Annotated in this window: 12 protein-coding genes; 1 reads left to right on the plus strand and 11 read right to left on the minus strand. The window is 71.3% G+C overall.

Annotated features, from left to right (window positions below):
* Positions 1-18: 18 nt before the first annotated feature.
* Positions 19-1,536: a glycoside hydrolase 5 family protein gene (locus Ate02nite_RS04090; RefSeq protein WP_239147100.1), complete on the plus strand. Its 1,518-nt coding sequence runs from the start codon at positions 19-21 to the stop codon at positions 1,534-1,536.
* Here the strand turns inward: Ate02nite_RS04090 and Ate02nite_RS04095 are convergent.
* From Ate02nite_RS04095 to Ate02nite_RS04145, 11 genes are all read right to left on the minus strand, one after another.
* Positions 1,470-2,657 (minus strand): glycosyltransferase family 4 protein, encoded by a 1,188-nt coding sequence (locus tag Ate02nite_RS04095; protein WP_239147101.1) that lies wholly within the window; start codon positions 2,655-2,657, stop codon positions 1,470-1,472. The genes Ate02nite_RS04090 and Ate02nite_RS04095 overlap by 67 nt on opposite strands.
* A gap of 25 nt (positions 2,658-2,682) precedes the next feature.
* On the minus strand, positions 2,683-3,918 hold the full coding sequence (locus Ate02nite_RS04100; protein ID WP_203798847.1) for a glycosyltransferase family 4 protein: 1,236 nt from the start codon (positions 3,916-3,918) through the stop codon (positions 2,683-2,685).
* The gene (locus tag Ate02nite_RS04105) at positions 3,915-5,273 is read right to left on the minus strand and encodes a lipopolysaccharide biosynthesis protein (protein ID WP_203798848.1); all 1,359 of its coding nucleotides are present in this window, start codon (positions 5,271-5,273) and stop codon (positions 3,915-3,917) included. The genes Ate02nite_RS04100 and Ate02nite_RS04105 overlap by 4 nt, the downstream gene beginning before the upstream one ends.
* Positions 5,267-6,028, minus strand: coding sequence for a hypothetical protein (locus Ate02nite_RS04110; RefSeq protein ID WP_203798850.1), 762 nt, complete (start codon positions 6,026-6,028; stop codon positions 5,267-5,269). The genes Ate02nite_RS04105 and Ate02nite_RS04110 overlap by 7 nt, the downstream gene beginning before the upstream one ends.
* Positions 6,025-7,890: a putative glycosyltransferase family protein gene (locus tag Ate02nite_RS04115; RefSeq protein WP_203798852.1), complete on the minus strand. Its 1,866-nt coding sequence runs from the start codon at positions 7,888-7,890 to the stop codon at positions 6,025-6,027. Before Ate02nite_RS04115 ends, Ate02nite_RS04110 begins: the two co-directional genes overlap by 4 nt.
* Positions 7,887-8,999 (minus strand): glycosyltransferase family 4 protein, encoded by a 1,113-nt coding sequence (locus Ate02nite_RS04120; RefSeq protein WP_203798854.1) that lies wholly within the window; start codon positions 8,997-8,999, stop codon positions 7,887-7,889. The genes Ate02nite_RS04115 and Ate02nite_RS04120 overlap by 4 nt, the downstream gene beginning before the upstream one ends.
* Positions 8,996-9,814: a glycosyltransferase family 2 protein gene (locus Ate02nite_RS04125; protein WP_203798856.1), complete on the minus strand. Its 819-nt coding sequence runs from the start codon at positions 9,812-9,814 to the stop codon at positions 8,996-8,998. The genes Ate02nite_RS04120 and Ate02nite_RS04125 overlap by 4 nt, the downstream gene beginning before the upstream one ends.
* A 99-nt stretch (positions 9,815-9,913) precedes the next feature.
* Complete coding sequence (locus tag Ate02nite_RS04130; RefSeq protein WP_203798858.1) at positions 9,914-10,651, minus strand: L-type lectin-domain containing protein; 738 nt, start codon at positions 10,649-10,651, stop codon at positions 9,914-9,916.
* A gap of 129 nt (positions 10,652-10,780) precedes the next feature.
* Complete coding sequence (locus Ate02nite_RS04135; protein ID WP_239147102.1) at positions 10,781-11,899, minus strand: aromatic ring-hydroxylating oxygenase subunit alpha; 1,119 nt, start codon at positions 11,897-11,899, stop codon at positions 10,781-10,783.
* Positions 11,896-13,044 carry an N-methyl-L-tryptophan oxidase gene (gene solA, locus Ate02nite_RS04140; protein ID WP_203798859.1) on the minus strand — a complete coding sequence of 383 codons (1,149 nt, stop codon included), beginning with the start codon at positions 13,042-13,044 and terminating at the stop codon, positions 11,896-11,898. The genes Ate02nite_RS04135 and solA overlap by 4 nt, the downstream gene beginning before the upstream one ends.
* Positions 13,045-13,054: 10 nt before the next feature.
* A complete protein-coding gene (locus Ate02nite_RS04145) occupies positions 13,055-15,382 on the minus strand; it encodes a GcvT family protein (protein ID WP_203798861.1) in 2,328 nt (775 codons plus the stop codon).

Genomic DNA, 15,382 nt, shown 5'->3' on the forward strand with positions numbered 1-15,382 from the left:
CCCACGGAAGGGACCGCGTTGAACCTCTCCCGCCGCCACCGCGCCGCCGTCATCGCCTCGACGGTTCTGCTCGGCTTTGCCGCTCCCGCCGCCGCCCCGGCGATTGCCAAGCCCACCGCGGTCAAGCCCGCGACCACCACGGTCTCCGCCAAGGCCGTCACCGAAGTGCCGACGCTGGCCTCCCGGATGGCCGCCGTCAAGGCCGCCAAGACGATCAACTACTACCCGGCCAAGGCCGGGTGGGCGAAGATGTGGACCGACTTCGACGCCGCCCAGATCGACGCCGACATGGCGAAGGCGGACGCCCTCGGCGCCACCAGCGCCCGGGCGATCATCTTCCCGTCGACGTTCGGCTACCCGACGCTGAACTCCACCTACACCAGCCGGCTCGCCACCTTCGTGAAGATCGCCGACAAGTACGGGATGACCGTCAAGTTCACGCTCTTCGACTGGTGGGGCCAGTACAGCGAGGTCGCCAACAGCTTCAACTGGGCGAACAACCTGCTCCGGGCGTACAAGGACGACCCCCGGATCATCTCGGTCGAGCTGCAGAACGAGTTCGACCCGGACGACGTGGGCGGGATCATCTGGGCCAAGAAGATCGTCCCGCTGGTCCGGGCCGCGTACCCGACGATGCCGCTGACCTTCTCGGTGAACGGCGACGACGGCGCCGTCGGGATGGGCAAGATCAAGGCCGCGCTCGTCGCGAACCCGCTCGACTACTACGACTTCCACTTCTACACCAGCTCGGAGCGGGCCCTCGCGGTGATCAAGCAGGCGCAGGCCACGGTCGCGCCGACCCCGATGGTGATCGGCGAGGTCGGCCTGAACACCCTGCAGAACACCGAGGGCGAGCAGGCGGCCTTCCTGGCCCGGGTGTTCCAGGCCGCGAAGGCGGCCGGCGTGCAGTCGGTGGCCCCGTGGACGCTTACCGACTTCGCCACCGGCGCGATCCCCGAGTCCCAGGTCTCGAAGATCCCGGCCCAGTACACCTACGGCCTGTACCGCACCAACGGCGTGGCCAAGGCGGCCGCGGCCGTGGTGAAGGCGGCCTGGACCGGGATCGCCCAGCCGGGCACGCTGATGGACACCAGCTTCGAGAACGGGACCGGCCTCAGCCCGTGGCGGGCCTACCTGCCCGAACTGGGCCAGGCGGTCAAGACCCAGACGCAGGCTCGCACCGGCAAGTGGTCGGTCACCCTGACCAACACCGGCAAGACCGCGTCCGGCGCCCCGTCCTTCCGGGTCGCCCCGCTCGCGCCGGTGGTCTCCGGCCAGAAGTGGCACGGCGAGGCGTGGGCCCGCGGCAACGCCGCCACCGGCGCCACTCAGATCGCGCTGAGCTGGTTCGACATCAACGACAAGTGGCTGGGTGGCGGCGCCTCGGCGCTGCTGCCGACCGGCACCACCAACTGGACGAAGCTGGTCGTGGACGGGGTCGCCCCGGCCGGTTCGGTCAGCATGCAGATTCACCTCAAGTCGGCGGAGAACACCGGCACCGTCTGGTTCGACGACGTGGTGGTGTCGGCCTCCTGAAGGGGCAGCGGCACGCCGATCCGGGACAGGAGCTCGTCGTACGCGGCGACGGTCCTGTCCCAGGACGACGGGTCGGCGTGCCGCCGGCCGATCAACCGGTCGGCGTCGCGGATCGCGGCCGACAGCGCCGCCGGATCGCCGGCCGGCGCGAACCGGGCGCCCGGGTAGTCCTCGGCCGCCTCGACCAGGCCACCGACCGCGGTCACCACGACCGGCAGGCCGTGGCTCATCGCGATGTGCAGCGGCCCGCTCGCCGAGCTGCGCCGATAGGGCAGCACGACCAGGTCGGCGGCGGCGAAGTAGGCGTCCACCTCGGCGTCGGCGACGTAGCGGTTGACGAACTCCATGCGGCCGGCGGCGGGCGAGGCGGCGATCAGTTCGGCCGGTAGCGTCCAGCCCTCCCAGGTCTCCCCCACCACGGTCAGGTGGTAGTCGCCGGGCAGCGTCGCGAACGCCTCGATCAGATCCTCGAGTCCCTTGTACGGGCGGATCGTGCCGAAGAACAGCAGCCGGCGTGGACCGCCCGGGGTGCGTGGCTCCGGTACCACGGCGTCGTGGTGGTCGAAGGGCCCGTGCCGGGCGATCACCAGCGGGACCGTGCTGAGGCCGTACGTCTCCCGAAGGGTCTTTTGATCGAAGCGTGAGTGGACCACCACGCCGTCGGTGCGCCGCAGCAGCGGCTTGATGAATTTGCGGACGTAGGCCGCGGCCCACCGGTGCTCGGCCTCGCCGGTGTCCTGGACCTCGTGGAACTCGATGATCACCCGCACCCCGGTGAGCCGGGCGGCGAGGCAGAGGACCAGGTAGGAGTGCAGCACGGTGCCGGTCCACCACTGCAGGACGAGCACTTCAGGACGAAATTTGCGCATAAATTGGACGGCTCGCGCAAGCGACGGCAGGCCCCACCAATCCACCCCGTCGAACACCGGGATGCTGTCGTCGTAGCGCAGGTCGCACAGCGGCCGGCCGACCCGTTCCCGGCCGGGATAGAGGCGTGCCGGAAGCAGCTGCCGCATCAGCACCGTGCCGACGTCGTAGCGGGTGTTGAGCGCGTTCGCGAGCCGGCAGGTGTAGTAGCTGATCCCGGAGAGGAACCGCCAGCCCGAGCCGACCACCAGCACTCGCGGCTTTTCCTGACAAATTGGACTAGGCGCGGCAGGCACGGTAGACCTCCTCGATCTGCGGGACCACGCGGGCGGCGGTGAAATCGAGCCCGCGGTGATAGCCGGCCGTGCGCAACCGGTCGGCCAGGGCGTCGTCGGTGAGCACCCGGATCAGCGCCGCGTGCAGGGCCTCCGGGTCACCGGCCGGCACGTGCAGGCCGCTCTCCCCGTCGCGGATCATGTCGGCCAGCCCGCCGACCCGGGAGGCGATCAGCGGCGTGCGGGCGAGCAGCGCCTCGACCGCCACCTGCCCCATCGCCTCGTTGATCGACGGCACCACGCCGACCGCCGCGCCGTGCCAGGCCGCCATCACCTGCGCGTGCGGCACGTCGTGCCGCACCAGCACCCCGGGCGGGACCGGCGGGGTGTCCGGGCGCCAGGTCCCGATGCAGACCAGCGCCGGGGCCGGCTCGGCGCCGTGCCACTGGTCAACCAGCTTCCGGTACGCGGTGAACAGGACGTCCACCCCCTTGTGCGGCCCGAGCGCCCCGACGAACAGCAGGTACGGCCGGTCCGGCAGCCAGTCCGGCCGGGGCGTGCGGCGGGCCAGCTCGTCCAGCCCGTCCGGCACCAGGCTGGAGACCACCTGCACCGGCAGGCCGGCCGGGAGCCGGGCCTGTTCCAGGGCGCGGGCCACCGACGGCGAGATCGCGGTGAGCGCGTCGATCCCCCGGTGCCGGTGCGCGCGCAGGGCCGCGGTCAGCGCCGCCGCCTTGGGCCGGCCGTACTGCCCGGACGCGCAGGGCAGGCAGTGCGAGAGCCGGGGTCCGGTGGCGCAGCCCCGGCCGTCCCGGGCGAAGGTCTTCTTCACGCAGGCCAGCCCGAAGTCGTGGGCGGTGTGCACGTGCGGCACCCCGTCCGGGCCGAAGCGCAGCGGCAGGTAGCTGTACATCAGCCAGTCGTGGCTGTGCACCACGTCGTAGCGGTGGGCCCGCAGCTCGCGCCGGATGTCGGCGACGGTGAGCGGGTCGGCCGCGGTCGGGTGGAACGGTTTGGCCCGGTCCTGGTTGATCCGGGGCAGCAGCCGGTTGGCGATGCTGCGCACCCGGACCACCCGGACATCGCCTATCCGTTCCTCCGGTGGAACGCCCGGGGTGGCCAGGGTCAGCACGGTCACCTCGTGGCCGCGCCGCACCAGTTCTTCGCTGCTGGTGGCGACGCTGCGCTCGAGACCGCCGATGATCGGCGCGTACAGGTTGGCCAGGTGCAGGATCTTCACGGGACTCTCCGGGAACGCGGGCGGGAATGGGAAGGACCGACCGGATGAGGCGACGGCCGCGGCCGCCGGGGACGCGGCGCCGCGGCGTAACGCGGGGCGGGCCGGCGCCGCAGGCGGGTGTAACCGGCGTGCACGGCGACCAGGGCCGCGCCCAGTGACTGGCCGACCAGCCAGGCCAGGCCGGCCGCCTCGATTCCCATCGCCGGCAGCCACAGCCAGGTCAGGCCGAGGCAGACCGCCGCCATCGCCAGGTTCAGCCGTCGACAGCGGCGCAGTTTGCCGAGCGAGCGCCAGTGCGCCACGGCCAGGTTGGTGATCGCGTCCGGGATCGCCGCCAGCACCAGGATCTTCAGCAGCAGGCCGCCGGCGGCGGCGTAGGCCGGGCTGAACAGGCCGAGGATCCAGCCGCCGGCCAGGAAGAGGACCACGGCCGGGAGGCCGATCACGACGAGGACGACGAGCGCGGCCCGGGGCAGCGACGCCGACCGGCCGGCCGCGTTGGTGCGCTCGGCGTACAGCGCGGAGGCCACCGCCGGCGAGACCATGAACAGCACCGACGCGGTCATCCAGGCCACGTAGAAGTGGGCGTTCTCGGCCGCCCCGAGATGCGCGGTGACCAGCACCGGAAGCAGCGCGCTCGGCCCGGCCTGGGCCAGGTTGACCAGGTGGTGCCCGGTCATCGAGCCGCGCACGTGGCGCAGCTCGGCGCCGAGACCGGTCCCGGTGAGCCGCCACCCGGGCCGCAGCCGGGACAGGCTCCAGCGCAGGGTGCAGGCCGAGACGAGCAGCGACGGCACCGTCCAGGCGAGCACCACCGCCGCCGGAGTCGCCAGCCCGGCCGCGGTGAGCCCGGCCAGCGCGGCCACCTTGCCGGCCGCCAGGGCCAGGTTGCGCCAGAGCATGCCCTGGCTGGCCCGGTGAGCCACGAAGACGTAGTCGAGCAGCATCGAGGCGGTCAGCGCGACGGCCGTCAGGACCAGCGCGACCACCCCGCGCGCCCCGGCCAGGAAGGCGAAGTTGCCGACCGCCCGGGGCAGCACCAGGGCCGCCGCCAGCGACGCGGCGGCCGTGGCGGCGCAGCCGAGCAGCAGGCCGGCGCTGACGATCCGGGACCAGGCGGCGGTCGCGGCCTCCGGCAGCCGCTGGATGAACATGTGCCCGACGCCCAGGTTGGCCACCATGCTGACCACGGTGGCCGCCGAGATCAGCGCGGTGGCGGTGCCGATCACCGCGCGCGGCAGTTCGCGGGCCGCGACCATCCAGTAGAGGTAGCCGAGCCCGCTGGTCCCGACGGTGCTCGCCATGATCAGGACGCTGTTGCGGGCCAGCGAGTCCCGGCCGACCGCCCTCAGCACTTGGCCGGCCCGCGGCCGTAGAAGATGGTGCTGGCCGCGCCCACGCTGATCTCGATGCGGTGCAGGCAGCCGGTGAGCGGCGCCGGGACGTGCACGGCGATCGACTGGATGGTGTCGGCGTCGACGGTCACCGGGCGGGCCGGGGCGGCGGGCCGGGACCCGACGCTGACCCGCAGCTGGGCCACCGCGGCCGGCTCGCCGGCGCTGGCTACCCGGATCGGGACGTCGAGGCCGGCTCGCGGGAAGGTGACCGGGCCGTCGATGCCGGCCGCCCAGCCGCCGAGGGCGACGCTGGTGAACCCCGGCTGCTGCGGGTGCGGCATCCGGACGTACGCCATGGTGGCCGCACCCCCGACGACCAGCGCGACCACCACCGGGATGGCGATCGCCGGGAGCGTGCGCGCGAAGCGCGGGTCGTCCGGCACCGGGCCGGACCGTTCCCGCAGCAGCGCCACCCCGCCCAGCAGAACCGCCAGCACGGCGAGCCCGGCGGCGAGCTGCGAACTGCGCAGCGGCACCCCGAGCAGGTGCAGGGTGACCGCCACCATCGGCAGGCTGACCAGCCCGGACACCGCGCCGAGGCCGATCCGGGCGGCCGGCGCGACCGTCTCGGCGACCAGCGCGCGCAGCCAGAGCTCACCGAGCGCGAGCAGGCCGATCAGCAGAACGGCCGCCGGCCACCAACCGCCACCACCAACGAGAGCGAGGAGGCCGAAGGTGGCGAGGGCGGCGGCGAGAACCCGCAGGGTGGTCACTTGCCGCCCCCGATCGCCGGGACGTTCAGCGAGGCGAAGTCGAAGCGGTAGATGGCGATGTTCCCGCTGTCGTAGATCTTGATGGTCCACGGTGTGTGGTCGAACTTGGTGAGCTGACCGAGGGTGAACCCGGGCCGGCCGTTGTGCGCGATCGGCTCGTTGTTCTCGAAGTAGATGCCGATCTCCGGAACCTCCCGGGCCATCCGCCGGTCGACCACCAGATAGCCGAACCGCCACGCGCTGAGCTGCCCGATCAGGGCCGGGTTGACCGGCTGGCCGGGCTGGGTGAGGTAGACGTCGTAGGTGGGGAAGGTGACCGAGCCGGTGACCGGGTCCTGGCCGCCGAACGAGCCGAAGATCAGCCCGGAGTAACGGTCGGCGACGATCCGCAGCCCGCGGCCCTGGGTCGCGCGCAGCCAGTCGGCCGCGGCGGCCACCTCGGGGATGAGCGCGCGGGTGTCCGAGCCGTACACCGGCGGGCCGGGGAACCGGTAGGACGGGTTCATCCCGGCCGCGGTGTTGCCGACCATGACGATCGCGAACACGGTGAGCAGCGCGGCGGCCGCCTTTCCGGCCCACCGGTCGAGCAGCCGGACCGCGAGCGGCGCCACCACCAGGGCGATGCCGAGGTAGCTGAACGCCCAGGACCGGCGGGCGCCCTCGGCCCCGGACGGGGTCAGGATCAGCAGGACGGCCGGGAAGTAGCAGACGCCGAGCACCAGCATGGCCAGCGCCAGCGGATCGCGGTTCCGCGTCCGGTACAGGTGGACGGCGGCCGCGGTCATCGCGGCCAGCGCGCAGCCCTGCGCGACGAACGCGGTCTTCTGCTCCCACCACGGCGCGATCGACTGCTTGAACAGCGTGCGGCCGCTCTCCCCGTTGTCGCTGAACATCCCGGCGAACTGGTTGAGCGCCTTGGCCAGGTAGGGATCGAGGTATCCGGCGGTCTTCGGCGCCACCCACAGCAGCCAGGACGTGGTCAGCACCGCGGCGGTCAGGGTCAGCAGCCAGGCCGTCGCGGCCACCGCGTCGCGCCGTTTGATCGTCGCCGCCACCGCGATGATCAGCATGGTGGCGATCAGGCCGAGCGCGGTCAGGTGGTGGGTGACCACGGTGGCCGCGATAAGCAGCACCGCGATCGGCGCCTTGGCCGGCGCACGCATCGCCCGGACCAGCGCGACAAGCGTCCACACCCACAGGGCGATGGCCAGCGACTCATAGCCGAACTGGGTGTCGAAGAACAGAAAAGAGCTGTTCAGGCCGTACGCGAGGGCGGCGATCGCGGCGGTCCGGCCGTCCCGCCAGATCTCCTGGGCCAGCACGGTCACGCCCAGCACCAGCAGCAGGTGCGCGCCGATCAGCACGGCCAGCGCGGCATGCCACACCGAGATCCCGGTGAGCGAGGCGACCGAGGCCACCGCGGAGTGCAGTCCGGGGAAGTCGCCGACCACCCGGACGATCGGGTTCGCCTCGAACAGCCGGCCGTCGAGCAGGATCTCGCGGCTCTGCCGCCAATGCGCGAACTCGTCGTGGTACAGCGGACCGGTCGGGTTGCGCAGGAGTTTGGGCAGGTAGGTGAAGCAGGCGTACGCGACGATCACGGCCAGCCGCAGCCGGGAGCTGGTCGCCCGCCGCCCGGCCCAGTACGCGGCGGGCAGCGTGAAGACCAGCATGCCGAGCCAGAACAGCTCGAACGGCCGGCCGTGCCCCCACTCGGCGGCCCGGTCCGCCGCGACCAGCGCCACCGCCCCGGCCGCACCCGCGACCGTCAGCGAGACGGCGCACCAGACGGCGCTGTGATCCCGGCCCGGGGCGGGCTCGGCGGTTTCCGGTAGTACGGCGGCGGGCGCGGTCAGGGTCATCGGTCGGCGGCTCCCGCTCGATGTTGGATCAGTCGCACCCGCGGCGCGACGCTCGCGTAGACCTCCCGGGTCTCCAGCACTACGTCGCTCCAGGTGGGCAGCGGATGGTGGCCGAGGTCGGCCCGCTCGGTGGCGGCCGCGACCCGCAGCGCGTCGGCCAGCGCGACCTCGTCGTCCGGGTTGACCAGCCAGAGCGGCACACCGGAACCGGCCATCACGGCCAGTTCCCGGTGTGCCGGGATGAACGACGCCACGGTCGGCAGGCCGGCCGCGAGCGCGTCGGCCACCGTCATCCCGAACGCCTCGTGCGCCGAGGCCGAGATCGCGGCGGCGGCCGCCGCCATCCGGGCCGCGAACGCGTCCTCGGGCAGCCGCCCGTGGAACCGCACCCGGTCGGACAGGTCCAGCCGGCGAACCAGCTGCTCCAGCTCGTCCCGGGCCGGGCCGGCACCGACCACGTCCAGCCGGTGCTCGTCGCTCAGGTGAGTCATCGCCCGGATCACCCGGTCGACCCGCTTGTACCGCTCGAGCCGGCCGACGCACAGGATGCCCCGGCCGGGCTCGTCGATGGGTTCGGCCGCCCGGGCCGGGTCGGTCCCGTTGGGAATGACCACGATCCGGTCCCGGGCCTCCGGGAAGTGCCGGACCAGCAACTCCCGCTCGGCGTGGGTGACCGCGATCAGCCGGCTGGACCGGGCCACCACCCGCCGGCCGACCGGCCGGTAGATCGGGTGCAGCGCCCGGCGCAGCAGGCTGTGCCCGGTGCCGTGGTAGTGCGGGGTGAAGACCAGCGGGGTCCGGTTGGTCAGCGCCGCCGGCACCGCGGCGAGGGCGTGGTAACTGTGCGCGTGCAGCACGTCGTAGTGACCGGCGTGCCCGCGCAGGTAGTGCCAGAGGGCGAGGGAGAAGCGGTAGTTGGAGGCGGCCACGGTGAGCGGGAAGCGCCGCACCAGCACCCCGTCGATCGTCTCGTCGGTGCTCACCGCGTGCTGGGTGAGCACTTCGACCTCGTCGCCGGCCGCGACCAGAGCCGCGCAGAGCCGGCGAGCGTGCGTCTCCACGCCACCCACCTCCGGGTGATAGGCGCTGGTGACGACGCCGATCCTCACCGGGCGTGCTCCGCGGTTTTCACCGCGCTACGGCGCCGCGGCCACTCCCGGGCGATGGTCCGCAGCACCCGCAGGCCGTCGGTCATCGCGTTGAGGTTGCTCTCGCCGTGGATGCGGGCCTGTTCGAAGCTGGGCACCTCGATGATGTGCAGCCGGGCCCGGGCCGCCCGCAGGTTCAGCAGGGTCTCGATCTCGAAGCCGTCACCCCACAGCCGGCCGTCGCCGTCCGGCCGTGGCGACGTCGAGTCCAGGCCGAAGACGTCGAGGTGCCGGGCCCAGAACGCGTTGTAGCCGTAACAGAGGTCGCTGTAGCGGGTGCGGAACATGGTGTTGACCAGCAGGCTCAGGCACTTGTTGCCGGCCCGGCGCAGCGCGGTGATGTCGGCGCTGCCGCCCGAGCCGTGGAACCGGGAGCCCTTCGCGAAGTCGGCGCCGGCGCGCAGAGCCGCGATGAAGCTCGGGATCTCGCGCGGATCGGTCGAGCCATCCGCGTCGATCATCACCAGGATGTCTCCGGTCGCCGCCGCGAACCCGCAGGCCAGGGCATTGCCCTTGCCGCGCCGGTTCTGGGTGACGACCCGGATGCCGGGCATCAGCCGGCGGGCGACCTCGACCGTGTCGTCCGTTGAGCCCCCGTCAACGAGGATCACCTCGTCGACCTCGGGCAGTGCCGCCATTACATGCGGCAGGTTTCGCGCCTCGTTGAGCGCCGGAATGATCACGCTGACGAGTGGTTCACTCGCATCCACCACGGAAGGCGGTGGCAGCTCGATTCCCGTTCCGGCCGATGGCTCAACGTAGGGGACCGTGGACATGACAGTTCTCCAAGGCTCGGTCGTGCGATGACGTGCGGGCGGGCAGGCACGGCCGGTACCGCAGGGATCCGCGGTACCGGCGGCGCGTAATTGGTCCGGTCAGCCTGCGGAGCCCTGGACCGACCAGGAGTAGATGTCCTGCTTCGACAGGGCGCTGCCGGTGGCGGCGGTGAAACCGACCCAGGCCGAGAAGTCACCGACCTCGCCGGCCAGGTCGACGTTGTCCTTGAGCGCCAGCTGCTCCTCGGACCCGGCCCGCAGCGACTTCACGTACACCCGGATGTCGTTGGTGAAGGCGTCGTAGCTGACCCGGGCCTGGAACGGCCGCCCGTACAGCGGGATCGACGGCTCGGCGATGCTGTGGTGCGTGTCGGCGTCGCCGCCCAGCACCACGGCGAGGTGGTTGCTGTTCGGGTCGGGCGAGTTCTGGAAGGTGTCGAACTCGACGGCCACGCTCTTCTTGATGCCGCGGTAACCGAGACCGCCGCCCCAGCCGCCGAGCGCGCGCGGGCCCTCGGTCTGCACCAGGAACGCGATGCCGTCCGCGCCCGGTGCACCGTGGTGCAGGTAGACCTTGAAGGTCGATTCGAACGAGTCGGTCAGGTCGACCTTCTGCTTGTCCCAGGCCGAACCGGCCTGCCGGAACCCGCCGGCGCTGAGCCGGAGGATCCGCTGTCGCATGCTCCCGGACGAGGTGATGATGTCCGCGGTGCCGTTGCGGTCGAGCGTCTTGGAGGCGCCGGAGAACGTCTGGTAATCGATCAGATCGTCGCCGTCGGCGCCGAACGCGTTGGCGGGCGCCGTGGCGACCGCTAGCGAGAAGGTGAGAGCGGCCAATAGGCCGCCGCGTGCGACTCGCGAAGAACGTGAAGAGAACACGGTTCTGCGCTCCATTTCGGATGAATTGCCCCACTTGGACGTGGCCTAAGGTAGGACAGTGCGCAGAGCCGCGTAAGCGAGTCTGGGTTATTTACCTCTAATTGGACTTATCCGGCCCTGTGCCCACCGGTGGAACTCCGCGATGTGGTGCTCGCTCGGCACCAGCACCCCGCCCTCGGCGTACGCCCGGGAGCTCATCCCCGGCTGGCAGCGTTCGCAGGCCTCGAAATCCTGCCGGTTCACCCGGTCGAACAACTCCACCGAGCGGGACAGGTCGGCCCCCGACGCGACCACCTCTGGTAGATACAGCCAATCGCACTCGACGATCGTCCGGTCCACCGCCACCGGGTACATCCGGTGGAAGATCACGTGGTCGGGCACCAGGTTGACGAAGACCTGCGGCTTGATGGTGATCGCGTAGTAGCGGCGGTCCTGCTCCTGCGCGATCGTCGAGATCGTCGAGAGACCCGCGCTGCCGTCCACCGTGAAGCCCTGCACGTCCCGGCCGAACTCGGCGCCGTGACCGACGTAGTACTGCGCCGCGTACCCACCGGCGAACTCGGGCAGCACGTGCACCAGTTCCGGGTGGATGGTCGAGCAGTGGTAGCACTCCATGAAGTTCTCGATGATCAGTTTCCAGTTGGCCTTTACGTCGTACCGGATCCGGCGGCCCACGGTGAGCGCATCCAGGCCGTATCGCTCGATCGAGCCGAGGTCGCCGAGCCGTTCCACGCAGGCGCCCATCACGTCGTCCTCGAACGACGGCGGCTGTTCGGCCAGGCAAACCCAGACATAACCCAGCCATTCCCGTACGGATACCTTGCGCAAGCCGTACTCGACCCGGTCCACGTCCGGCATCTTCACCAGGTTGGGCGCGGCCACCAGCTTGCCGTCCAGGTCATACGCCCAGGCGTGGTACATGCAGCGGAAGGTGCGCTTCACCGCGCCGCTCTCCTCGACGCTCAGCTTCGCGCCGCGGTGCCGGCAGACGTTGAGGAACGCCCGCGCCGCGCCGTCCGCGGCCCGGGTGAGCAGCACACTCTCCCGGCCCACCTCGACCGTCCGGAACGCGCCCGGCGTCGCGATGTCCTCGCCGCGCGCAGCGCAGAACCACATCTGCTCGAAGATCAGTTCCTGCTCGGCCGCGAAGATCGACGGGTCGGTGTAGTAGGACCCGGCCAGGGTGGGGATCAGCGACGAGGTCACAGTTTTCCTCCGGTCAGCCGGCGGGGATCGAACAGGGTGATCGGGTGCACGGTCGCACCGCAGGTCGCCAGGTCGGCCACGATCTCGCCGACCACCGGCACGAACTTGAAGCCGTGCCCGGAGAAACCGCAGGCCACGGTGACCGCCTCGTGCGCCGGGTGGCGGCTGATGACGAAGTGCTCGTCGGGCGTGGTGCTGTACATGCACGGCTCGCCGCGGAGGAACTCGCCGGGCAGGTCCGGCAGCCGCTGACCGCAGTACTCGACCATCTCGGCGATCTCGGCCGGGTGCACCTCGGTGTCCAGGGTGTCCGGCGTGGTCGGGGTCCCGCGCCGGAAGAAGGCGATCTTGGCGCCGCCGTCCGGGCCATCGATGGCCGGGAAGCCGTAGATCTGGTCGCCGCTGACGTCCTCCCAGATGTAGATCGGGTGCCGGTCCGGCTGGAAGGGGGCCACCCCGCCGCGCGGCCGGAACCAGAACTGCACCAGCCGCTCGATCGAGAACGGCACGCCCAGGTCGGCGAGCAGCTCCGGGGCCCACGGTCCGGGCGTGATCACCAGTTGGCCGGCGGTGTAGCTGCCCTTCGCGGTGGTCACCCGCACCCCGTCGCCGGCCGCCTCCCAGCTGGTCATCGGCTCGTGGAAGCGCAGGTCGGCGCCCCGCTTCGCGGCCACCTCGAGGTTCGCCGCGACGGTCGCCTCCGGTCGGACGAAGCCGGCCTTGGCCTCGTACAGGGCGATCTCGTCGGGTTTGGGGGCCAGGGTCGGGAAGCGGCGGCGGATCTCGCCGGCGTCGAGGATCTCGTGCTGGAGACCCCACTGCTCGGCGCTGGCCCGGCTGCCGGCCACCGTCCGGGTGTCCGGATGGCCGATCATCAGCCCGCCGGTCAGCGTGATCACGTCCCGGCCGGAGTCGGTCGCCAGCTGGTCGAACAGGTCGTAGGCGCGGAGCAGCAGCGGGACGTACTCGGGACTCTCGAAATACGACTGCCGGGTGATCCGGGAACCGCCGTGACTGGCGCCGCGATCGTGCGCCGGACCGTATTTCTCCAGGCCGAGCACCTTGGTGCCGCGGCTGGCCAGCTGCAGCGCGGTGGCACTGCCCATGCCACCAAGACCAACAACGATGACATCGTACGCGGACAAATGGTGCTCCTTACCGGCGTAATCTCTCGTGCTTGGGATCGAAGAGCGGCTCGGCGGTCACGGTGGCCCGCAACCGCCGATCGAAGTAGCCGATCTCGACCTCGGTGCCCGGCTCGTTCACCGGGAGCCAGGCGTAGGCGATCGGTGCCCCGATGGTGTGCCCGAAGGCCGCGCTCGTGACGTGCCCGACCGGCTGCCCGTCGAGGTAGACCGGCTCGCGGCCGAGCGGCACGGCGTCCGGGTCGGCCAGCACCAGGCAGGTCAGCTTCCGGTCGGCCGGTTCCCGCTTGTCCCCGCTCACGGCAAAGCCCAGGCCGGCCTGCCACGGGTCGTCCTCGGTGGTCATGTCGACGCCCCAGGCGCGGTAGCCCTTCTCCAGGCGCAGGCTGGTGAAGGCGTGCCGGCCGGCCGCGATCAGGCCGTGGTCCCGGCCGGCTTCCCACAGCGTGTCCCACAACTGGCGGCCGTAGTCGGCCCGGGTGTAGATCTCCCAGCCCAGCTCACCGACGTACGACAAACGCAGCATGCTCACCGGGACCGAACCGACGAAGCCCTCGCGGCACTGGAAGTACTTGAAGGCTTGGTTTGTCACATCGATGTCGGTCAGGTTTTCTACTACCTCGCGGGCCTTCGGCCCCCAGAGGCCGACACCGCAGGTGCCGCCGGTGATGTCGCGGACCGTGACGTTCGCCGGGGCCTGCCGCAACAGCCAGTCCAGGTCGAGCGGGCCGTTGACGCCGACCTGGAAACGATGCTCGCCGAGCCGGGCCACGGTGATGTCGCTGCGGATGCCGCCGGCCTGGTCGAGCAGCAGCGTATAGATCACCGTGCCGACCGGCCGGTCGACGTTTCCGCTGGTCAACCCCTGCAGGAAGTCGACCGGGCCTTCTATGTGCAATCTCGTCAGCGGGGTCATGTCGTAGAGGGCGACGTTCTCCCGAGTCAGGCGAGCTTCGGTCCCCGCGATCGACGACCAGTGCCGGGCCGACCATGCGTCGCGGCTTGTTTCCTGCGGCGGGTTCGCCGCGTACCAGAGCGGACGCTCCCAGCCGGCCGCCTCGCCGAAGACCGCGCCCAACTCCTTCTGCCGCTCGTAGAACGGGCTCACCCGCAGCTCGCGAACGGACGGCGGGTCGAGCGGATGGATGATGTCGTAGACCTCGACGAAGCTGCGGATCGCCCGCTCTTTGACGTAGGCGGGCGCGAGTTGCGCCGGGTCGAACCGGTTGAGGTCGCATTCGTGCAGGTCGGTCTCCGGGCGGCCGGTGACCATCCACTCCGCGACGGCTTTCGCCGCGCCCGCCGAGTGGGTGACCCAGATGGCCTCGGCCGTCCAGAAGCCCTGCAGTTCCCGGGACTCGCCGAGCAGCGGGAAGCCGTCGGCGGTGAACGAGAAGACGCCGTTGAAGCCGTCCGTTCGCTCGGTCGCCCGCAGAACCGGCAGCAGGTCCCCGGCCGCCTGCCAGGACTCGGCAAAAGTGTCGGGGGTGAAGGCCATCATCGACGGGTGCGCACCGCCGGGCAGGTCGTCGAGGTCCACCGGCATCGGCTCGTGGAGATACGACCCGATGCCGAGGGTGTCGCCGTGCGCCCGGAAATACAGGTCGCGGTCCTGGTGGCGCACGATCGGCAGGTCATCGGCCGCGCCGACCGGCCCGGTGTGCACATATTGGTGGGCCATCGGCAGCAGCGGGATCGGCACCCCGGCCAGCTCGCCGATGCGCGGCCCCCAGAAACCGGCGCAGCTCACCACGATCTCGGCCGGGTAATCCCCGCCGGTGGTGCGCGCGCCGACCACCCGGCCGCCCATCTGCAGGATCTCCACCACCTCGGCGCCCCCGACGAACCGGGCGCCGCGGGCGACCGCCCGGCCGGCCTGGAACTCGCAGGCTTTCACCGCGAGCGCCAGGCCGTCCGTCGGCACGTGCAGGCCGCCGAGCACCTTGCTCGGCTCTTCTTTGCCAAGAAGCGGGAAGAGACGCGCGCACTCGGCCGGGTCGACGATCGCCGAGCCGATCCCCCACGACTGGCCGTAACCGAAACGGCGATGCAGCTCGGCCAGCCGCTCCGGGGTGGTGGCCACCTCGAGGCTGCCGACCGAGCGGAAACAGTCGAGCTCGGCCAGCTTCTGGACGGTGTACTGCGCCATTCGCGCCATCGTCCGCGACGGGTTGGTCTGGAAGACCAGACCCGGCGCGTGCGAGCTGGACCCGCCGGTCACGAACAGCGGGCCCCGCTCCAGCACGGTGACCTCGGTCCACCCGCGCGCGGTCAGCTCATCGGCGAGCGCGCACCCGACGATGCCGGCGCCGATGATGACGACCTTCGGTCCTGGCAT

Source organism: Paractinoplanes tereljensis (genome assembly GCF_016862435.1).
GTDB lineage: Bacteria > Actinomycetota > Actinomycetes > Mycobacteriales > Micromonosporaceae > Actinoplanes > Actinoplanes tereljensis.